We start from the raw sequence: 19,848 nt of genomic DNA on the forward strand, positions 1-19,848 counted from the left end.
TTCGGTTCGGTTTATATTCGTAAACCTAAAACTTTTCAAAATGGTTTACAAGTCGATTATGACCCAGGACGATCTCGCCTTCGACAAGCAGCATATCTGGCACCCTTACACCTCCACCACCCGCCCCCTTCCCGTCTATCCGGTGGCTTCAGCCCACGGCTGCGAGCTGCATCTCGCCAGCGGCGAGCGGCTGGTTGACGGGATGTCCTCCTGGTGGGCGGCCATTCACGGATACAATCATCCGCGCCTTAACGCGGCGATGAAGGCGCAAATTGACCAGATGTCGCACGTGATGTTTGGCGGGATCACCCATCAGCCCGCGGTGGATTTATGCCGTCGCCTGGTGGCGATGACGCCTGAATCGCTGGAGTGCGTGTTCCTGGCCGATTCCGGCTCGGTGGCGGTGGAAGTGGCGATGAAGATGGCGCTGCAGTACTGGCATGCGAAGGGCGAAACGCGCCAGCGGTTCCTCACCTTCCGCAACGGCTATCACGGGGATACCTTCGGGGCGATGTCGGTGTGCGATCCGGACAACTCCATGCACAGCCTGTGGAAGGGCTATCTGCCGGAAAACCTGTTTGCCCCGGCCCCGCAGAGCCGCTTCGACGGCGAGTGGAACGAGATGGACATGGTCGGTTTCGCGCGGCTAATGGCGGCGCATCGTCATGATATTGCCGCCGTGATCCTGGAGCCGATTGTGCAGGGCGCGGGCGGGATGCGGATGTACCATCCGGAATGGCTGAAGCGTATTCGCAAGATGTGCGACCGCGAGGGCATCCTGCTGATTGCCGATGAAATTGCCACCGGCTTTGGCCGCACCGGCAAGCTGTTTGCCTGCGAACACGCGGGCATTTCGCCGGATATTCTGTGTCTGGGCAAAGCGCTGACCGGCGGCACCATGACGCTCTCTGCCACCCTCATCACCCGTCAGGTTGCCGACACCATCAGCGACGGCGAGGCGGGCTGCTTTATGCACGGCCCGACGTTTATGGGCAACCCGCTGGCCTGCGCCGTCGCAAGCGAAAGCCTCGCCATTCTGGAGAGCGGCGAGTGGCAGACGCAGGTCGCAGCCATTGAGGCGCAGTTGAAAGACGCGCTGAGCGCCGCATCGGGTGCAAATTTCGTGGCGGACGTGCGCGTGCTGGGTGCCATCGGGGTGATTGAAACCACCCATCCGGTGAACATGGCGGCGCTGCAGCGCTTCTTCGTTGAGCAGGGCGTCTGGGTGCGGCCTTTCGGCAAGCTTATCTATCTGATGCCGCCGTACAGCATCAAGCCGGAGCAGCTGCGTAAATTAACCGACGCGGTCGTAACAGCCGTTAACATTCCCGCGCATTTCGCGATTTAACCCCATGCGTTACACTTCCTGAACGAGTGAATAACAAGGGTAAACCGTATGAAAATCATCAGTAAAGATCTGCGCGACGGTGAAAAACTTCCGGAACGCCACGTTTTCAACGGCATGGGGTATCAGGGCGATAATATCTCCCCGCACCTGGCGTGGGACGAGGTGCCGGCCGGAACCAAAAGCTTTGTCGTGACCTGCTACGACCCGGACGCGCCGACCGGCTCGGGCTGGTGGCACTGGGTTGTGGCAAACCTGCCTGCCGACACGCGCGTGCTGCCGCAGGGTTCCGGTTCCGATCTGGTTGCCCTGCCTGAGGGTGCGATCCAGACCCGCACCGACTTTGGTAAAGCGGGCTACGGCGGCGCGGCGCCGCCAAAAGGGGAAACCCACCGCTATATCTTCACGGTGCACGCGCTGGACGTGGAGAAAATTGAGGTCGATGAAGGGGCGAGCGGCGCGATGGTCGGGTTCAACGTGCATTTCCATACGCTTGGCAGCGCGTCGATTACGGCGATGTATTCGTAATAGTGCGGGTTAATGGCCCCTCACCCTAGCCCTCTCCCCATAGGGGAGAGGGAACTTGAACACCCTCTCCCCTATGGGGAGAGGGCCGGGGTGAGGGGAAACATCACAGCACCGAAGGCAACAGCCCTACCAGCCTTCCCTCTTCCAGAAGCTGCATCGCCTTATCAATATCCGGCGCAAAGAAGCGGTCATCATCGTAGTGCGATACGTGCTCGCGCAGCGCATGGCGCGCCTGCTCCAGCAGCGGGCTGGATTTTAGCCCATCACGCAGATCGATACCCTGGCACGCCGCCAGCCATTCCACCGCCAGCACGCCGCGGGTGTTGGAGGCCATCTCCCACAGACGACGTCCGGCAGCCGGAGCCATCGAAACGTGATCTTCCTGGTTCGCCGAGGTTGGCAGGCTGTCCACGCTGTGCGGGTGCGACAGGGCTTTGTTCTCGCTTGCCAGCGCCGCCGCGGTCACCTGGGCAATCATAAAGCCCGAGTTGACCCCGCCGTTACGCACCAGGAACGGCGGCAGCTGGGACATATGTTTATCCATCATCAGCGCGATGCGGCGCTCGGATAACGCTCCGACTTCGGCAATCGCCAGCGCGATATTATCCGCCGCCATCGCCACCGGCTCGGCGTGGAAGTTGCCCCCGGAGACCACCTCGTTTTCCTGGGCGAACACCAGCGGGTTGTCTGACACCGCGTTGGCCTCCACCAGCAGCACCTCTGCCGCCTGGCGCAGCTGCGTCAGGCATGCGCCCATTACCTGCGGCTGGCAGCGCAGGGAATACGGATCCTGCACCTTCTCGCAGTTATGGTGTGAATCCGCAATCTCACTTGTATCGGTAAGCACGTGGCGGTACATCGCGGCGGCGTCAATCTGCCCGCGCTGGCCGCGTACGTCATGAATACGCGCATCAAACGGACGGCGCGAGCCCAGCACCGCCTCCGTGGTCAGCGCACCGCACACCAGCGCCGAGGCAAACAGATCTTCCGCTTCAAACAGGCCGCGCAGCGCGAAAGCGGTCGACGCCTGGGTGCCGTTCAGCAGCGCCAGCCCCTCTTTCGCCGCCAGGGTGATCGGGGCTAATCCGGCTTTTTTTAGCGCCTCTTTCGCAGGAAGCCATTCGCCCTGCCAGCGCGCTTTGCCTTCACCCAGCAGCAGCAGCGACATATGCGCCAGCGGCGCGAGATCGCCAGACGCGCCAACGGAGCCTTTGGCGGGGATCCACGGATAGACTTCCGCATTCACCAGCGCCATCAGTGCCTGGATCACGCTCAGGCGGATGCCGGAGAAGCCGCGCGCCAGGCTGTTGATTTTGAGGACCATCATCAGACGGACAATCTCGTCGTCCAGCGGCTGGCCGACGCCCGCCGCGTGGGACAGCACCAGAGAACGCTGCAGGTTTTCCAGATCGTGCGTGGCGATGCGGGTCTGCGCCAGCAGGCCAAATCCGGTGTTAATCCCGTAGGCGGTGCGCCCTTCGGCAACAATCGCTTCTACGCAGGCGACGCTGTCGTTTATCGCGGCGTGGGCGCTTTCATCAAGTGAAAGGGTGACCGGCTGACGCCAGACGTTACGCAGCTGTTTGAGCGTCAGCGAGCCGGGAGTGAGTGTTAACGCGTTCATGCATGCTTTCCTTGTGTGGCAGGGATCATCGGCAGGTTCAGTCCCTGCTCTTTGGCACAGTCAATGGCAATCTCGTAACCCGCATCCGCGTGACGCATCACCCCGGTTGCAGGGTCGTTGTGCAGCACGCGGGCGATGCGCGCGGCCGCTTCATCGGTTCCATCACAGACGATGACCATCCCTGAGTGCTGGGAGAAGCCCATCCCGACGCCGCCGCCGTGGTGTAGCGACACCCAGGTGGCGCCGCTGGCGGTATTCAGCAGGGCGTTAAGCAATGGCCAGTCGGAGACCGCGTCAGAGCCGTCGCGCATGGCTTCGGTTTCACGGTTCGGACTGGCGACGGAGCCGGAGTCCAGATGGTCGCGGCCAATGACGATCGGCGCGGAGACTTCACCGCTGCGAACCATTTCGTTGAAGGCCAGGCCCAGCTTTTGCCGCCACTCCAGCCCCACCCAGCAGATGCGCGCCGGTAAGCCCTGGAAGCTGATGCGCTCGCGGGCCATATCCAGCCAGTGGTGGAGGTGTTCGTCGTCTGCGACGATCTCCTTCACTTTGGCGTCGGTTTTGTAGATATCTTCAGGATCGCCGGACAGGGCCACCCAGCGGAACGGGCCGATGCCGCGGCAGAACAGCGGACGAATATAGGCAGGCACGAAGCCCGGGAAGTCGAAGGCGTTATTCACGCCCATCTCTTTCGCCATTTGGCGAATGTTGTTGCCGTAGTCAAAGGTCGGAATGCCCATCTGGCTGAAGGCCAGCATCGCGGAGACGTGTTCTGCCATGGCCCGTTTGGCGGCGAGCACCGTGCCTTCCGGGTCGGTTTCCGCTTTTTGCTGGTATTCTTCCCACGTCCAGCCTTTTGGCAGGTAGCCGTGCAGCGGATCGTGGGCGCTGGTCTGGTCGGTGACGAGATCCGGGCGCACGCCGCGGGCAACCAGCTCCGGCAGAATATCCGCCGCGTTGCCGCACAGGGCAATCGACACCGCTTTGCCTTCAGCGGTGTACTTTTTGATGCGCGCCAGCGCGTCATCGAGGTTGTCGGCCCGTTCGTCGACGTAGCGGGTGCGCAGACGGAAATCAATGCGGCTCTGCTGGCACTCAATGTTCAGCGAGCAGGCACCGGCAAGCGTGGCGGCCAGCGGCTGCGCGCCGCCCATGCCGCCGAGACCCGCAGTCAGCACCCAGCGCCCCTTCAGCGAGCCGTTATAGTGCTGACGCCCCGCTTCCACGAAGGTTTCGTAGGTGCCCTGCACAATCCCCTGGCTGCCGATGTAGATCCAGCTCCCGGCGGTCATCTGGCCATACATCGCCAGCCCTTTCGCGTCCAGCTCGTTGAAGTGTTCCCAGGTGGCCCAGTGCGGCACGAGGTTAGAGTTGGCGATCAGCACGCGCGGCGCGTTCTTGTGGGTTTTGAACACGCCAACCGGCTTGCCGGACTGCACCAGCAGGGTTTCGTCATGTTCGAGTTCGGTCAGGGATTTTACAATTGCGTCATAGCATTCCCAGCTGCGCGCGGCGCGGCCTATGCCGCCGTAGACCACCAGCTCGTGGGGGTTTTCCGCCACCTCAGGATCAAGGTTGTTCATCAACATGCGCAGCGGGGCTTCGGTGAGCCAGCTTTTAGCGGTAAGCGTGGTGCCGCGCGGGGCGCGGACATCCTGCTGGCGGTATTTACCTGACGACATTGTGTGCTCCTCATAAGGGACAGATGATGCATTTAGATATACTTGTATAGACAAGCACACACAAGGTCGGATTTAACAAAAAAGATACAATTTTGTTATATTGCGTTAGCGATCACGCTTATAAAACTTATGACATAAAGTGGCCCTGCAGCCGGTAACGGTTCCCCGGGAAAAGCAGTCGGGCGTGCGACACGATGTGCGATGACGACCAGGTACGACGGCGGATCAGCAGGCACGGATCGTGTTCTTTAATGCGCAACAGCTCGCACTCCTGCGGCGTCGCGCGCACGGCTTCCACAATGTGCTCCCCTTCCGTGAGCGGTGCGACGAGCGAGAGATAGGCGTGCGGCGTGGTGTGGGTGTAGTCCTGGTTCAGGTATTCCGGTATCCGCTCTGCGCTGACGCAACGATCTTCAATCTGCACCGGAACGTCGTTTTCAAAATGCACCATCACAGAGTGGAAGATGCGGCTGCCCTCTTTGACGTTCAGCTCAACGGCCTGCTCGGCGCTGGCCTGAGTCTCTTCCAGCACCAGCACTTCGCAGCGGTGCTGATGATTACGCGCGGCAATTTCGTCCGCGATGCTGCGGATTTCAAACAGCGCCGACTGTCCTTTGGGCTCCGCCACGAATGTCCCAACCCCCTGCAGGCGCACCAGAAGCCCTTCGTCGGTGAGCTCGCGCAGCGCCCGGTTGACGGTCATCCGGCTAAAACCGAACTGCGCCACCAGCTCAGCCTCCGACGGAATGCGGTCGTGCGGGCGCCAGACGCCGGCAGCAATCTTTTCGCTGATCGCCTGCTTCACCTTTTCATAGAAAGGCGCGGGAGGGCTCGGTTGCGGCAGGGGCGAGCGTGAAAACATCATGACTCCTTAAATAGTGTTATGCCCACCAGTGAGCAATTTGCCAGGCCAGACGGGCGGCGAGCTTTGCGCCCTGTCCGTCCCGATCGTACTGCGGGTTAAACTCTACCAGATCGGCGGCCTGCAGCTTACCGCTGCGGCAGATTTGTTCGATAACCGGCAGCAGATCCAGCGCCGGAACCCCTAACGCCGCAGGGGCGGAAACGGCAGGCATTTCGCCCGCGGGCAGGACGTCCAGATCGATCGTCAGATAGACGCGATCGGCCTGCGCCAGCACCTTTTCCAGCGCCGGTAATGCCTCGCGCCTGAAATGGAGATCCTCCACCAGCGTAGCGTTCAGGCGTTCGGCCTCATCCCACAACGCCTGAGTGTTCGCCGCGCGGCTGACGCCAAAGCAGGCGTAGCGAAACTCGCGCCCGCGTTCATCGCAGTAGTTAGCCAGCTGGAGAAACGGCGTACCGGACGTCGCCCGGTCGGCCTTGCGCAGGTCAAGATGCGCGTCCAGGTTTATCACCGCCACGCGCTCGCCGGGGAACGCATCCAGAACACCCCGGCCGTGCGCCCAGGCGGTTTCGTGCCCGCCGCCAAACACCAGCGTGCGCATCCCGGACTGCTGGCAGGCCGTGACGGCATCGCTTAACGCCCGCTGCGCGGATTCAAGCTCATCGCCCTCAACGTACACCGAGCCCATGTCCGCCAGCCGTTCGTGTCCCTGATGGCTTGCCATATTCGCCAGCGCTTTGCGCAGAATATCAGGGGCCTGCGCGGCGCCGGGCCTGCCCTGATTGCGTTTAACCCCTGCATCGCATTCAAAGCCAATCAGCGCGATGCCGGATGAAAGCGGCGTGAACTGCGCCTGCTGTTGTATCGTCTGGAAAATACGCGTTGCATTGCTGGCCTCGGCGCTGTCGTCGCGCCCCTGCCAGACCGTTTCGGCTACGGGCCGCCATAAGCTCATGCTGCCTCCCCACGGAAAACGCGTTGATAAAGCGGGTTGCGCCCCGGCTCGTAGACCATCTCCACCGGATGGCGAGCATCCCAGACGATAAAATCGGCAACAAACCCCGCCCGCAGCTGCCCGTGGGTTGCGCCGCGACCCAGCGCCTGAGCCGCATGGCGCGTGACGCCAGCCCAGGCCTCTTCAGGCGTGAGGCCAAACTGGACGCAGGCCATGTTCATCGCCAGGTGCAGGCTCGCAAACGGGCTGGTGCCGGGGTTATAGTCGGTGGCGACGGCCATCGGAACACCGCGTTTTCTGAGCTGTTCAACCGGCGGACGCTGGCGCTCCTGCAGAAAATAGAACGCCCCCGGCAACAGGACGGCAACCGTGCCGCTTTGCGCCATCGCCTGAACGCCCGCGTCGTCGAGATATTCGATATGATCGGCCGAGAGCCCGTTATACTGGCTGATCAGCGCCGCGCCGCCCTGATTCGACAGCTGTTCAACATGCCCTTTCACCGGGATACCGAGCGCGGCAGCGGCCTGGAAGAGACGCTCGGTTTGCGACGGGGTAAAGCCGACGTTTTCACAAAACACGTCTACTGCTTCATATAGCTCTTTTTGCCACAGCGCGGGCAGGATCTGCTCACAGACCAGCGCGAGGTATGCATCCGGATCCTGTCGATATTCTGCCGGCACCGCATGGGCAGCCAGCAGCGTTGGGCTGATATCGATCGGATTATCGAGGCTCAGCTGGCGGGCAACCTGCAGCATCTTCTCTTCGGTATCAAGGTTTAGCCCGTATCCCGATTTGATTTCAACGGTCGTTACCCCTTCATTCATCAAACGCTGGAGCCGCTGCTGCGCCAGCTTAAGCAGGGTTTCGGGTGAGCTGCTGCGCGTTGCCGTCACGGTGGCGTTAATCCCGCCCCCCTGAGCGCTGATGGTCTGGTAAGAGACGCCGTTCAGACGCTGCTCCCACTCCGCCGCGCGGTCGCCGCCGAACACCAGATGGGTATGGCAGTCAATCAGGCCTGGCGTGACCAGACGTCCCTCAAGATCGATGACGTGACGGTGTCCGGAAGGAAGGTCAGGTTCAGGGAGCACGGCAAGGATGGTTTGGCCGCGCACGACCAGCGCGTGCTGCTCTTTCAGGCCATAAGGCGAGGATGTATCGGGAACCATTGTTGCCAGGCGCGCATTTCGCCAGATAACATCGTCAGGATGAAGCTGCATGGGCATTCCACTTGTCATGGGTTGTATAGACATTTATTTGCATCCATCGTCTGCTGTCAACCGCCTTGAGGGAAAATGTTATTTATTTGTGATGACTTTCCCGTCACCTCCGGGCAAAAAATGCAACTTTTACCCTTTTTATCTTCCCGTTTCGTTCAACTTAGTATAAAAAAGCAGGCTATTTCGTCTATCCCGTAAAGACTTGCATACCCAGGAGCTTCACCTTGAACATTTCCAGGATTTCCCGTCTGGCGTTAGCGCTCGCCTTTGGCGTGACATTATCCGCATGCAGTTCAACACCACCGGATCAGCGTCCTTCTGAGCAGGTTGCGCCCGGTACTGCCTCCCGCCCGATTTTGTCCGCGGATGAAGCGAAGAACTTTGACCGTGCCCATTACTTCTCGGCGATGGATCCTAACGCCGCGCCGTGGACACCGTCTTCTATTAACCTGCCTAAGCAGCCTGACTTCGTCGTTGGCCCGGCTGGCGCGCAGGACGTAACGCACACCTCTATCCAGGCAGCGGTTGACGCGGCGATCGCTAAGCACAGCGCGTCTCGTCAGTACATCGCGATCCTGCCGGGTGAATACGAAGGCACCGTGTATGTTCCGGCGGCACCTGGCAGCATTACGATTTACGGTCTGGGTGAAAAAGCCATCGACGTAAAAATTGGCCTGGCGATTGATTCCGAAATCGACAGCACCGCCTGGCGTCACCTGGTGAACCCGGCCGGCAAATATATGCCGGGCAAACCGGCGTGGTATATGTTTGATAACTGCCAGAGCAAGCGTTCCGCCACCGTTGGCATGATGTGCTCGGCGGTATTCTGGTCGCAGAATAATGGCCTGCAGCTACAGAACCTGACCATTCAGAATACCCTGGGTGACAGCGTGGATGCCGGTAACCACCAGGCCGTTGCGCTGCGTAGCGACGGCGATAAGGTGCAGATTAACAACGTCAACATTCTGGGCCGTCAGAACACCTTCTTCGTGACCAACAGCGGCGTACAGAACACGCTGCAGAACAACCGTCTGACCCGTACGCTGGTGACCAACAGCTACGTTGAAGGTGACGTGGATCTGGTGTCCGGTCGCGGCGCGGTGGTGTTTGATAACACCGATTTCCGCGTGGTGAATTCCCGTACCCAGCAGGAAGGCTATGTGTTTGCTCCGGCAACCCAGTCTAACCTGTTCTACGGCTTCCTGGCCGTGAACAGCCGCTTTAACGCGGCCGGTGACGGCGTGGCGCAGCTGGGCCGATCCCTGGACGTGGACTCCGCTACCAACGGCCAGGTCGTTATCCGCGACAGCGTAATCAACGAAGGCTTTAACGTGGCGAAGCCGTGGGCTGATGCCGCTATCTCTAAACGTCCGTTCTCCGGCAATACCGGTGCGGTGGATGACAAAGGGAACGTGCAGCGCAACCTGAACGACGCGAACTTCAACCGCATGTGGGAATACAACAACCGCGGTCTGGGCAGCAACGTGGTTGCTGAGCCGAAGCAGTAAGATAAGAGTAAAAGGGGGATGTTAATCCCCCTTTTTACTGCGACTGGATACGTCAGGCACTAAACTTAAGATACGCATCCAATAGTTGCATAATCGCAACCATGAGTTGCAGGAACAGAATTGCCCATTCCACACCGCTCATACGCCACTCCTTTGGTATAGAGCACTTCTCCTCTGATTTACCTTTCCGCTGCCTGTCACCAGAGGTGTGTTGGTTATGTTTTGATGTGCTCCGCAGTTTAGGCACCGCCGGCACCACCCGACAGCCAGGACTTAAAAGGGATCCTGAATTGCGGAACTGCAACACATCAAACCAACGGACAGAATGACATCAGACCATTACTGTACATAAAAACAGTTAAAGGGAGTTTAGGAATTTATAAAGAGAACACAAATAACCAACTGATTATATTAAATATTTATATCTTACATCGTCTCATAATCTTTTTTCTACGTTAATGATGAATTTACATCACCTTAAGCCAATATTATGATGGACGTGTTGGTTACGTTTTGATGTGCTCACCCGGCAACCACCGGGCATAAAAAAACCTCGCATTCGCGAGGTTTTTTGTTCTTAGCCGCTTAGTGAGCGTTTACCACCACCCACATTGGCCCCTGGCCGACGGCGTAACGTCCTTTCTCTTCCAGCAGCCCCTGCTCGCCTTTGATCTCATACAGTGCGATGTGGTGGGATTTCTGCCCCGCCGCAATCAGGTATTTGCCGCTGTGATCGATATTAAAGCCGCGCGGCTGGGTTTCCGTTGGCTGGAAGCCTTCAATAGCCAGCACGCTGCCATCTTCGGAAACGCTGAAGACGGTAATCAGGCTGGAGGTACGGTCGCAGGCGTACAGATGGCGGCCATCCGGCGTGATGTGAATATCCGCCGCCCAGCGGGTGTCGGAGAAGTCAGACGGCATCATATCCAGCGTCTGCACGCACTCAATCTGGCCGTTAGGATCTTTCAGCTCCCATACGTCCACAGAACTGTTCAGTTCATTAACGACGTAGGCATATTGCTGGTTCGGGTGGAAGACCATATGGCGAGGACCTGCGCCCTCAACGGTGGTGACTTCAGCAGGATTCTGCGCCACCAGGTGACCATCGTCGCTCAGGGTAAACAGGCAGATACGATCCTGCTTAAGCGCAGGCACCCACAGCGTGCGGTTGTCCGGAGAGATATTCGCCGAGTGGCAACCTTCAAGCCCTTCCACCACGTCCACGGTATCCGTCGGAATACCATCGTCCAGTCGCGTAACGCTAACGCAGCCTGCGTTGTATGAGCCGCTGAAGACAAAGTTGCCTTTACGATCGGTCGAGATGTGGGTTGGGCTGCCCGGCAGTGGCGCTTCAGCGGTGTAGGTCAGCGCGCCGTCGTCAGGAGAGATGCGGTAGGCCAGCACGCGAAACTCCGGGCGCACACCCACGTACAAGAAACGTTTATCCGGGCTGACGACCATCGGTTGCACCTGGCCCGGCACATCAACAACCTGAACCAGCGTGAGCGAACCTTCTGCATTCAAGCGCCAGACGTGGATCTGCTGACTTTCAGGACTGGCGGTATAAACGGTTTGTTTCATGAATACTCCTTTCCTCACTGCACGTGAAAGTGATTATTTTTAACGGTGAATGCTGAATTTTAGCCAGGAATTTTGCAGCGATTTACTCTCGGTGTAACATCCCCTGAGACCTAAAATTCAACATTAACCCGGAAGAACAAATGACCTCGCGTGTGATTGCACTGGATTTAGACGGAACATTACTTACCCCTCAGAAAACCCTGCTCCCCTCTTCCCTTGAAGCGCTTAAACGTGCGCAGGAAGTGGGATATCAACTCCTTATCGTAACGGGTCGACATCACGTTGCCATTCACCCTTTTTATCAGGCACTGGCGCTAGATACACCTGCAATTTGTTGTAATGGCACTTATTTGTATGATTATCAGGCAAAAAAGGTTTTAGCCTCCGACCCGCTGCCGGTTCCCCAGGCGCTGCAGCTGATTGATCTGCTGGATGAGCATAACGTTCACGGCCTGATGTACGTGGATAACGCGATGGTGTACGAGCGCCCAACCGGCCACGTGGTGCGCACCAGCAACTGGGCATTGTCCCTGCCTGAAGCGCAGCGTCCGGTCTTTACCCAGGTTTCCTCCCTGCGGCAGGCGGCCCGGGATGTTGAAGCCATCTGGAAATTCGCCCTGACGGATGAAGACACCAACAAGCTGAACACCTTCGCGAAACACGTCGAGGATACGCTGGGGCTGGAGTGCGAATGGTCATGGCACGATCAGGTGGATATTGCCCGCAAGGGTAACAGCAAAGGCAAGCGCCTGACGCAGTACGTGGAATCAAAAGGCTGGTCTATGCAGGACGTGATTGCCTTCGGCGATAACTACAACGACATTAGCATGCTGGAAGCCGCCGGTACGGGCGTGGCGATGGGCAATGCCGACGACGCGGTAAAAGCGCGCGCTAACGTGGTGATTGGCGACAACACCACCGACAGCATCGCGCAGTACATCTATACCCACCTGCTGTAATCAGGCGGTAATCGAGACGCTCTTGATTTGCGCGTAAAGCCACAGGCCGGGCTTGATTGCTAACTCATCCCTGGCCCACGGGCTGATGCGCGCCCAGAGCGTCCTGCTGCCCACGTCGAGCTTCACTTCCACCTGCCCGTTATCATCAAAACACTCCGCCACTTTGGCGCGCAGAATATTTCGAATACTGGTTTGCAGCGGCGGCTGCAGCACCAGCGAGACGTCCGATGCCTGAATGCGAATACGCAGCGCGGACTGTAACGGTTTATCGATCTTATTGACCCACAGATGCTGGTCGCCCAGCGCCAGGGCGGTCATCGCGTAGTGCGGATGATGCTCCAGAACGCTGACCTTCAGGATGCTGCTCTGCTGCTCTCTGGGTAACCAGGGGTGCATCACGCTGCTGCCCCACACCTCTTCCAGATTGCCGAAGGCCTTCACGCTGCCCTCTTCCAGCACAAGCACCTTATCGGCCAGATGGAGGATCTCATCCAGTGAATGGCTGACGTAAAGCATCGGAATATTAATTTCGCGGGTCAGACGCTGCAGGTAAGGCAGAAGTTCGCGCTTGCGCGGTATATCCAGCGAGGCCAGCGGCTCGTCGAGCAGCAGCAGTTCGGGGGCGGTAAGCAACGCGCGGCCAATGGCCACGCGCTGTTTCTCACCGCCGGAGAGCGAGGACGGCAGCCTGTCGAGCAGGGGTTCAATGCCTAAAAGCGTCACCAGCTTATCAAATTGTCCGGCCATGCTTTTCGCCATGCCGTAGCGCAGGTTGCCGCGCACGCTGTAGTGCGGGAACAAGCGCGCGTCCTGGAAAACATAGCCGATGCGGCGTTTATCCGGCGAGAGGTAAACCTTGTTCTCCACGTCATTCAGGACGCGGTTATTCAGGACAATACGGCCTGACTGCGGGCGCGTCAGGCCGCTGATGGCGTTAATCAGAGACGTTTTTCCCGCGCCCGACACGCCGAAGACGGCGGTGATGCCGCTTGCAGGCAGCGTCTCGTTAAGCGTCAGGGTGTGGTTTCCCAGCGTCTGGGTGAAATTCAGTTCCAGCATCGTTATTTCCCCATCCGCTCGCGGCTCAGACGCGCCAGCCATTCAGAAACCAGCAGAGAAACCAGGGCTAATACGATGGAGATGATGCACAGCCGCGCTGCGGCACTCTCTCCCCCCGGCGTCTGGATCAGGGTATACATGGCCGACGGAATGGTTCGCGTCTCGCCGGGAATGTTCGACACAAACGTGATGGTCGCACCAAACTCGCCCAGCGAGCGAGCGAACGCCAGCACCGTCCCGACAATGATGCCCGGCAGCGTAAGCGGAAGCGTGATGGTAAAAAAGACGCGCCAGCGCCTGGCACCGAGCGTGCGGGCTGCCTGTTCGAGCTTCATATCCACGCCTTCCAGCGCGAGGCGGATCGCTCTGACCATCAGCGGGAATGACATCACCGCCGCCGCCAGTACCGCACCGCGCCAGCTAAAGGCAAAGGTGATTCCGAACCAGTCGTAGAGCTTTTCGCCGATAAAGCCGCGTCGCCCCATCGAAATCAGCAGCAGATAACCGACCACCACGGGCGGTAAAACCAGGGGAAGATGAAGGACGCTGTCGAGCAGGGCTTTGCCGGGAAACCGACAGCGAACCAGTAGCCATGCAAAAAAGATCCCAAAGGGCAAACTCAGCGCAACCGCAAGGGAGGAGACTTTAAGGCTCAGCAGAACAGCCTGCCATTCAGGATCGGTCAGTATCATCAGTGAGTCGTAAATCCATAACGTTTAAAGATTGCGTTCGCCTCCGGCCCCTTCAGATAATCGCGGAAGGCCGTTACGGTCGCATTTTTATGTCCATCAACAATCGCCACAGGATATTCCACTTTCTTGTGTGAGTCTTCCGGGAAGGTGCCAACCACTTTTACGCCCTTGCTGGCAACGGCATCGGAGCCATACACAATGCCCAGCGGAGCTTCGTTACGTTCCACCAGCGCCAGCGCGCCGCGGACATCTTCCGCCGGGGCCAGTTTTGGTGACAGGGTCTCCCATGCGCCCAGCTTTTGCAGCGCTTCTTTAGCGTAAATCCCGGCCGGAACATGTTCCGGGTCACCCACCGCCAGACGGCCACCGTTCAGCAGACGAGTCCAGTTTGTCTCTTTGTTGATGGTGAATTCACCCTGCGCGCTGGCCTTCGGTGCAACCACAACAAGGCTGTTGCCCAGCAGCGTTTCGCGGCTCGCCGAATCAATCGATTTCTTCTCCACCGCGTAGTCCATCCACTTCTGGTCAGCAGAGATAAACAGATCTGCCGGAGCGCCCGCTTGTATCTGACGCGCCAGCGTAGAGGAAGAGGCAAAAGAGGAGACCACCTCGACGTTTTTCTCTTTTTTATACGCCGTCGCAATATCCTGCAGCGCGTTGGTCAACGACGCCGCCGCAAAGACCGTGATTTTACCTTCGTCCGCCAGCGCGTGTCCGGTAAGTGAAAGCGTCAGCGTTGCCCCTGCGAAAAGGCGTACCCATGAACGTGCCATCTGTAACTCCTGTGAGTAGCGTTATATACATATTAATATAACGGTATCGTCAGGGAGATCCCAGCGGTAATTCGTACCGCTCAAGGGGTAATCGGTGTGATGCGTTAAATAATATCGGCGAAAGAAAGAAAAGCTTGAGAGCAAAACGCCCGGGCAAGCCGGGCGTTTTGTGGGAAATTAATGCTGCTTTTTCGCACGGTCTCTGTGACCGATATTCGAAAAGACGTTGAACACTTCACCCAGGCCGTAGATGGCACCGAGGATGATGGCCATCACTACTGGTACCATGATCACGGCGAATACCAGACTTTTCAACAACTCTAACATGGTTTTCTCCAGATTTTGTGAATGGGCTATTCTACCCCGAAAAGTAAGAAAAACATCCCCTTTTGTGCGGTGCCCTTTGCGCCCTGCACCATTTGGGTCACAATATTCTTTTTGCCAGGACACTGTTATGCAGGCCGAAATTCTTCTTACTCTCCGACTTCAGCAAAAGCTTTTCGCCGATCCACGACGTATTGCCCTGCTTAAACAGATAGAACAAACCGGATCAATTAGCCAGGGCGCTAAGAACGCCGGGATTAGCTATAAAAGCGCCTGGGATGCCATCAATGAAATGAACACCCTGAGCGAACAACCGCTGGTGGACAGAGCCACAGGGGGCAAAGGCGGTGGAGGTGCTGTCGTCACACGTTACGGCAAGCGCCTGATTCAGCTTTACGATCTCCTGGGACAGATTCAGCAAAAAGCGTTCGATGTATTGAGTGACGACGACAACGTTCCGCTGGACAGCTTGCTGGCCGCCATTTCCCGCTTCTCGTTGCAGACCAGCGCCCGCAACCAGTGGTTTGGTACGGTGACGGCGCGCGATAATCTCCAGGTACAGCAGCATGTTGAGATCCTGCTTGCCGACGGCGTCACTCGTCTGAAAGCGGCGATAACGGCGCAGAGTGCACAGCGCCTCGATCTGGATGAAGGCAAAGAGGTACTGGTGTTGCTGAAAGCGCCCTGGGTAAATATCACACGCGACCCAAACGCGGCAAAGGCGGCTGATAACCAGCTGCGCGGCACCGTCAGCCATATTGAACGCGGCAAGGAGCAGTGTGAGGTGCTGATGCCCCTGGCAGACGGACAGGCGCTCTGCGCAACGGTTCCGCTCAGCGAGGCGGATGGTTTAGAAGAAGGTGCTATCGTCACCGCATATTTCAACGCAGACCGGGTGATTATCGCCACATTGTGCTGAGCGCATTGACAATCGTGCCGACAGTGCGTATCCCTGACGTCTGTTGCTGCAAAAAATGGGATAAATCATGTCATCATTGCATATTTCGCAAGGTACGTTTCGTCTTAGCGATACCCGAACGCTGACGATTGCCGGTCTGACAATACGCGCGGGTGAAAGCTGGGCGTTTGTCGGCACAAACGGCAGCGGTAAATCCGCGCTGGCCCGCGCGCTGGCGGGAGAGCTTCCCCTTCTCAAAGGCGAATGCCGGAGCGATTTCACGCGCCTGACGCGCCTGTCCTTTGAACAGCTGCAGAAGCTGGTCAGCGACGAGTGGCAGCGCAATAACACCGATTTGCTCAGTCCTGGCGAAGAAGATACCGGCCGCACGGCGGCGGAAATTATTCAGGATGAGGTGAAAGATCCCGCTCGCTGCCAGCATCTGGCCGAACAATTTGGCATTTCCGCGCTGCTGAACCGGCGGTTTAAATACCTCTCTACCGGCGAGACGCGGAAAACGCTGCTGTGCCAGGCGCTTATGGGCCAGCCGGAGCTGCTGATTCTGGATGAGCCCTTTGACGGGCTGGATGTCCACTCCCGCGCCCAGCTGGCCGCCCTGCTGGGCTCTCTGAATCAGGAAGGCTATACGATCGTACTGGTGCTGAACCGCTTTGATGAAATTCCTGATTTCGTGCAGAACGCGGGCGTGCTGGCAGACTGCAGCCTGATCGAAACCGGGGAAAAATCCGCCCTGCTCCGACAGGCGCTGATAGCCCAGCTTGCGCACAGCGAAAAGCTGGCGGGCATTGCGCTGCCGGAGCCCGACGCGCAGGCAGCACGCCACGGTCTCGATCCCCGGCAGCCGCTTATCGTTCTGCGCGACGGGGTGGTCTCCTATGATGACCGTCCGATCCTTAACCACCTCAGCTGGACGGTCAATCCTGGCGAACACTGGCAGATCGTCGGCCCCAACGGCGCGGGGAAATCCACGCTGCTGAGCCTGATCGTCGGCGATCACCCGCAGGGCTACAGCAACGATCTGACGCTGTTTGGCCGCCGTCGCGGCAGCGGCGAAACCATCTGGGATATCAAAAAGCACATCGGCTACGTCAGCAGCAGCCTGCATCTGGATTACCGGGTCAGTACCACGGTACGCAACGCGATCCTATCCGGGTATTTTGATTCCATCGGCATTTATCAGGCGGTGTCGGACAAACAGCACAAGCTGGCCCAGCAGTGGCTGGATATTCTGGGGATGGATAGCCGGGTGGCTGACGCGCCGTTTCATAGCCTGTCGTGGGGGCAGCAGCGCCTGGCATTGATCGTTCGCGCGCTGGTAAAACACCCTACGCTCCTGATCCTCGACGAGCCGCTGCAGGGGCTGGATCCGCTTAACCGACAGCTGGTCCGCCGCTTTGTGGACGTGCTGATTAGCGAAGGTGAAACGCAGCTGCTGTTCGTTTCACATCATGCCGAAGATGCCCCCGCCTGCATCACCCACCGCCTCGAGTTTGTCGCGGACGGCGAGGGTTATCGCTACCTTCTCGGCAGCGTAGATTAACCGCGGAGGGCACCGCCCTCCTCTTTTCAGATAACTTGCATCAATACATCCCTATCTCTTTGATCTAGAATGCTCTACGTCATCGAAAAAGCGAGTGTGAAAACGAGTGTAAACGATTCCACTATTTTATCCCATGTCACACTTTTCGCGTCTCTGTTATGCTATGGTTATTACATACCATAGGCCCAATGGAGCGAATTATGCGAGTTCTGGTAACAGGTGGTAGCGGTTACATCGGAAGTCATACCTGTGTGCAGCTGCTGCAAAATGGTCACGATGTGATCATCCTCGACAACCTGTGCAATAGTAAGCGCAGCGTGCTGCCGGTGATTGAACGTCTTGCCGGTAAACAGCCGACATTCGTGGAAGGCGACATCCGCAACGAAGCGCTGATGACCGAGATCCTTCACGACCATGCCATCGAAGCGGTGATCCACTTCGCGGGGCTGAAAGCGGTCGGTGAATCCGTTGCGAAACCGCTTGAGTATTACGACAACAACGTCAACGGTACCCTGCGTCTGATCTCCGCCATGCGCGCGGCAAACGTCAAAAACTTTATCTTTAGCTCCTCCGCCACCGTCTATGGCGATCAGCCAAAAATTCCTTACGTTGAAAGCTTCCCGACCGGCACCCCGCAAAGCCCGTACGGCAAAAGCAAGCTGATGGTTGAGCAGATCCTGACCGACCTGCAAAAAGCCCAGCCGGAGTGGAGCATCGCATTGCTGCGCTACTTCAACCCGGTCGGCGCCCATCCGTCTGGCGATATGGGTGAAGATCCGCAGGGCATCCCGAACAACCTGATGCCGTACATCGCCCAGGTGGCCGTAGGCCGTCGCGAGTCGCTGGCCATTTTTGGCAATGACTACCCTACCGAAGACGGCACCGGCGTGCGTGACTATATCCACGTGATGGATTTAGCAGACGGCCACGTTGCAGCCATGCAGCAGCTGGCTGACAAACCGGGCGTGCATATTTATAACCTCGGCGCCGGGGTCGGCAGCAGCGTGCTGGACGTGGTTAACGCCTTCAGCAAAGCCTGCGGTAAGCCGGTGAACTACCACTTCGCTCCGCGTCGCGATGGCGACCTGCCTGCTTACTGGGCGGATGCCACCAAAGCCGATAAAGAACTTAACTGGCGTGTCACCCGCACGCTCGATGAAATGGCACAGGATACCTGGCACTGGCAGTCACGCCACCCGCAGGGTTATCCGGACTAAGGATCCGTCATGACTTCGTTTAATCCCGTCGATCATCCGCATCGTCGTTTTAACCCGCTAAGCGGGCAATGGATTTTGGTTTCCCCGCATCGCGCCAAGCGCCCCTGGCAGGGGGCGCAGGAGACGCCTGCAAAACAGACGCTGCCACAGCATGACCCGGACTGCTTCCTCTGTCCGGGCAACACGCGCGTGACCGGGGATAAAAATCCGGACTACAAAGGCACCTTCGTGTTTACCAACGATTTTGCCGCCCTGATGACCGACACCCCGGACGCCCCCGCGAGCCACGACCCGTTGATGCGCTGCGAAAGCGCGCGCGGTACCAGCCGCGTGATCTGCTTCTCGCCCGATCACAGCAAAACGCTGCCGGAACTGAGCGTGGACGCGCTGAAAGAGGTGGTCAGCACCTGGCAGGCGCAAACCGCTGAGCTGGGGCAGAGCTATCCGTGGGTGCAGGTGTTCGAAAACAAAGGCGCAGCGATGGGCTGCTCTAACCCGCATCCGCACGGCCAGATCTGGGCGAACAGCTTCCTGCCCAACGAAGCCGAGCGTGAAGACCGCCTGCAGAAGGCCTATTTCGCAGAAAACGGCTCACCCATGCTGGTGGACTACACCCAGCGCGAGCTGGCCGACGGCAGCCGCACCGTAGTGGAAACCGAACACTGGCTGGCGGTCGTGCCTTACTGGGCCGCCTGGCCGTTTGAAACGCTGCTGCTGCCGAAAGCGCACGTTCAGCGCATTACCGATCTCAGCGACGCGCAGCGCGACGACCTGGCGCTGGCGCTGAAAAGACTGACCAGCCGTTACGACAACCTGTTCCAGTGCTCCTTCCCGTACTCCATGGGCTGGCACGGCGCGCCGTTTAACGGTGAGGATAATCAGCACTGGCAGCTGCACGCCCATTTCTATCCGCCGCTGCTGCGCTCTGCGACGGTGCGTAAATTTATGGTGGGCTATGAAATGCTGGCGGAAACCCAGCGTGACCTGACGGCGGAACAGGCGGCAGAGCGTCTGCGCGCCGTCAGCGACGTCCACTATCGCGAATCAGGAGTCTAAA

Annotated in this window: 19 protein-coding genes; 8 read left to right on the top strand and 11 right to left on the bottom strand. The window is 58.5% G+C overall.

Annotated features, from left to right (window positions below; all coding sequences use genetic code 11):
• Positions 1–58 precede the first annotated feature (58 nt).
• Positions 59–1,348 carry an adenosylmethionine--8-amino-7-oxononanoate transaminase gene (bioA, locus tag OSH03_RS05530; RefSeq protein WP_420909750.1) on the top strand — a complete coding sequence of 430 codons (1,290 nt, stop codon included), beginning with the start codon at positions 59–61 and terminating at the stop codon, positions 1,346–1,348.
• Positions 1,349–1,396: 48 nt separating this feature from the next.
• Positions 1,397–1,873: a kinase inhibitor gene (locus tag OSH03_RS05535; RefSeq protein WP_061098822.1), complete on the top strand. Its 477-nt coding sequence runs from the start codon at positions 1,397–1,399 to the stop codon at positions 1,871–1,873.
• Between the two features lie 103 nt (positions 1,874–1,976).
• On the opposite strand, the gene hutH is transcribed toward OSH03_RS05535, so the two are convergent.
• The 5 genes from hutH to hutI all read right to left on the bottom strand — a co-directional run bounded on the left by hutH (position 1,977) and on the right by hutI (position 8,219).
• Entirely contained in the window at positions 1,977–3,497 is a 1,521-nt protein-coding gene (hutH, locus tag OSH03_RS05540; RefSeq protein WP_266178494.1) for a histidine ammonia-lyase, read from the bottom strand.
• A complete protein-coding gene (hutU, locus tag OSH03_RS05545) occupies positions 3,494–5,182 on the bottom strand; it encodes a urocanate hydratase (protein WP_266178495.1) in 1,689 nt (562 codons plus the stop codon). The genes hutH and hutU overlap by 4 nt, the downstream gene beginning before the upstream one ends.
• A gap of 127 nt (positions 5,183–5,309) precedes the next feature.
• On the bottom strand, positions 5,310–6,044 hold the full coding sequence (locus OSH03_RS05550) for a histidine utilization repressor (RefSeq protein WP_266178644.1): 735 nt from the start codon (positions 6,042–6,044) through the stop codon (positions 5,310–5,312).
• Positions 6,045–6,063: 19 nt separating this feature from the next.
• Positions 6,064–7,002, bottom strand: a complete 939-nt coding sequence (hutG, locus tag OSH03_RS05555) for a formimidoylglutamase (RefSeq protein WP_266178496.1) — start codon at positions 7,000–7,002, stop codon at positions 6,064–6,066.
• On the bottom strand, positions 6,999–8,219 hold the full coding sequence (hutI, locus tag OSH03_RS05560) for an imidazolonepropionase (protein WP_266178497.1): 1,221 nt from the start codon (positions 8,217–8,219) through the stop codon (positions 6,999–7,001). Before hutI ends, hutG begins: the two co-directional genes overlap by 4 nt.
• Positions 8,220–8,443: 224 nt before the next feature.
• On the opposite strand from hutI, the gene OSH03_RS05565 reads away from it, so the two are divergent.
• Positions 8,444–9,727, top strand: coding sequence for a putative acyl-CoA thioester hydrolase (locus OSH03_RS05565; protein ID WP_266178498.1), 1,284 nt, complete (start codon positions 8,444–8,446; stop codon positions 9,725–9,727).
• Positions 9,728–9,779: 52 nt separating this feature from the next.
• On the opposite strand, the gene tisB is transcribed toward OSH03_RS05565, so the two are convergent.
• Both tisB and pgl read right to left on the bottom strand, forming a co-directional pair.
• Positions 9,780–9,869: a type I toxin-antitoxin system toxin TisB gene (gene tisB / locus OSH03_RS22160; protein ID WP_071888273.1), complete on the bottom strand. Its 90-nt coding sequence runs from the start codon at positions 9,867–9,869 to the stop codon at positions 9,780–9,782.
• 443 nt (positions 9,870–10,312) lie between these two features.
• Complete coding sequence (gene pgl / locus OSH03_RS05570) at positions 10,313–11,308, bottom strand: 6-phosphogluconolactonase (protein WP_266178499.1); 996 nt, start codon at positions 11,306–11,308, stop codon at positions 10,313–10,315.
• A gap of 140 nt (positions 11,309–11,448) precedes the next feature.
• On the opposite strand from pgl, the gene OSH03_RS05575 reads away from it, so the two are divergent.
• On the top strand, positions 11,449–12,267 hold the full coding sequence (locus OSH03_RS05575) for a pyridoxal phosphatase (RefSeq protein ID WP_266178500.1): 819 nt from the start codon (positions 11,449–11,451) through the stop codon (positions 12,265–12,267).
• Here the strand turns inward: OSH03_RS05575 and modC are convergent, their stop codons facing one another.
• The 4 genes from modC to OSH03_RS05595 form a co-directional block, all read right to left on the bottom strand.
• Positions 12,268–13,326 (bottom strand): molybdenum ABC transporter ATP-binding protein ModC, encoded by a 1,059-nt coding sequence (gene modC, locus OSH03_RS05580; RefSeq protein ID WP_151412756.1) that lies wholly within the window; start codon positions 13,324–13,326, stop codon positions 12,268–12,270.
• Between the two features lie 2 nt (positions 13,327–13,328).
• Positions 13,329–14,018, bottom strand: a complete 690-nt coding sequence (modB, locus tag OSH03_RS05585; RefSeq protein ID WP_266178501.1) for a molybdate ABC transporter permease subunit — start codon at positions 14,016–14,018, stop codon at positions 13,329–13,331.
• On the bottom strand, positions 14,018–14,791 hold the full coding sequence (gene modA, locus OSH03_RS05590) for a molybdate ABC transporter substrate-binding protein (RefSeq protein WP_266178502.1): 774 nt from the start codon (positions 14,789–14,791) through the stop codon (positions 14,018–14,020). Before modA ends, modB begins: the two co-directional genes overlap by 1 nt.
• A 177-nt stretch (positions 14,792–14,968) precedes the next feature.
• The gene (locus OSH03_RS05595) at positions 14,969–15,118 is read right to left on the bottom strand and encodes an AcrZ family multidrug efflux pump-associated protein (RefSeq protein WP_013097516.1); all 150 of its coding nucleotides are present in this window, start codon (positions 15,116–15,118) and stop codon (positions 14,969–14,971) included.
• Positions 15,119–15,245: 127 nt separating this feature from the next.
• Between OSH03_RS05595 and modE the strand changes: the two genes are divergently transcribed.
• From modE to galT, 4 genes are all read left to right on the top strand, one after another.
• Positions 15,246–16,034 (top strand): molybdenum-dependent transcriptional regulator, encoded by a 789-nt coding sequence (gene modE, locus OSH03_RS05600; protein WP_266178503.1) that lies wholly within the window; start codon positions 15,246–15,248, stop codon positions 16,032–16,034.
• A 67-nt stretch (positions 16,035–16,101) separates the two neighbouring features.
• On the top strand, positions 16,102–17,574 hold the full coding sequence (gene modF, locus OSH03_RS05605; protein ID WP_266178504.1) for a molybdate ABC transporter ATP-binding protein ModF: 1,473 nt from the start codon (positions 16,102–16,104) through the stop codon (positions 17,572–17,574).
• Between the two features lie 200 nt (positions 17,575–17,774).
• Positions 17,775–18,791, top strand: a complete 1,017-nt coding sequence (galE, locus tag OSH03_RS05610) for a UDP-glucose 4-epimerase GalE (RefSeq protein ID WP_266178505.1) — start codon at positions 17,775–17,777, stop codon at positions 18,789–18,791.
• A gap of 9 nt (positions 18,792–18,800) precedes the next feature.
• Positions 18,801–19,847: a galactose-1-phosphate uridylyltransferase gene (gene galT, locus OSH03_RS05615; RefSeq protein ID WP_266178506.1), complete on the top strand. Its 1,047-nt coding sequence runs from the start codon at positions 18,801–18,803 to the stop codon at positions 19,845–19,847.
• Position 19,848 lies beyond the last annotated feature (1 nt).

Origin of the sequence: Enterobacter nematophilus (assembly GCF_026344075.1) — a bacterium.
Classification (GTDB): Bacteria; Pseudomonadota; Gammaproteobacteria; order Enterobacterales; family Enterobacteriaceae; genus Enterobacter; species Enterobacter nematophilus.

Coding starts and splice junctions, on each gene's coding strand:
- bioA (WP_420909750.1), top strand. CDS start 59: ATGACCCAGGACGATCTCGCCTTCGACAAGCAGCATATCTGGCACCCT.
- OSH03_RS05535 (WP_061098822.1), top strand. CDS start 1,397: ATGAAAATCATCAGTAAAGATCTGCGCGACGGTGAAAAACTTCCGGAA.
- hutH (WP_266178494.1), bottom strand. CDS start 3,497: ATGAACGCGTTAACACTCACTCCCGGCTCGCTGACGCTCAAACAGCTG.
- hutU (WP_266178495.1), bottom strand. CDS start 5,182: ATGTCGTCAGGTAAATACCGCCAGCAGGATGTCCGCGCCCCGCGCGGC.
- OSH03_RS05550 (WP_266178644.1), bottom strand. CDS start 6,044: ATGTTTTCACGCTCGCCCCTGCCGCAACCGAGCCCTCCCGCGCCTTTC.
- hutG (WP_266178496.1), bottom strand. CDS start 7,002: ATGAGCTTATGGCGGCCCGTAGCCGAAACGGTCTGGCAGGGGCGCGAC.
- hutI (WP_266178497.1), bottom strand. CDS start 8,219: ATGCAGCTTCATCCTGACGATGTTATCTGGCGAAATGCGCGCCTGGCA.
- tisB (WP_071888273.1), bottom strand. CDS start 9,869: ATGAGCGGTGTGGAATGGGCAATTCTGTTCCTGCAACTCATGGTTGCG.
- pgl (WP_266178499.1), bottom strand. CDS start 11,308: ATGAAACAAACCGTTTATACCGCCAGTCCTGAAAGTCAGCAGATCCAC.
- OSH03_RS05575 (WP_266178500.1), top strand. CDS start 11,449: ATGACCTCGCGTGTGATTGCACTGGATTTAGACGGAACATTACTTACC.
- modC (WP_151412756.1), bottom strand. CDS start 13,326: ATGCTGGAACTGAATTTCACCCAGACGCTGGGAAACCACACCCTGACG.
- modB (WP_266178501.1), bottom strand. CDS start 14,018: ATGATACTGACCGATCCTGAATGGCAGGCTGTTCTGCTGAGCCTTAAA.
- modA (WP_266178502.1), bottom strand. CDS start 14,791: ATGGCACGTTCATGGGTACGCCTTTTCGCAGGGGCAACGCTGACGCTT.
- OSH03_RS05595 (WP_013097516.1), bottom strand. CDS start 15,118: ATGTTAGAGTTGTTGAAAAGTCTGGTATTCGCCGTGATCATGGTACCA.
- modE (WP_266178503.1), top strand. CDS start 15,246: ATGCAGGCCGAAATTCTTCTTACTCTCCGACTTCAGCAAAAGCTTTTC.
- modF (WP_266178504.1), top strand. CDS start 16,102: ATGTCATCATTGCATATTTCGCAAGGTACGTTTCGTCTTAGCGATACC.
- galE (WP_266178505.1), top strand. CDS start 17,775: ATGCGAGTTCTGGTAACAGGTGGTAGCGGTTACATCGGAAGTCATACC.
- galT (WP_266178506.1), top strand. CDS start 18,801: ATGACTTCGTTTAATCCCGTCGATCATCCGCATCGTCGTTTTAACCCG.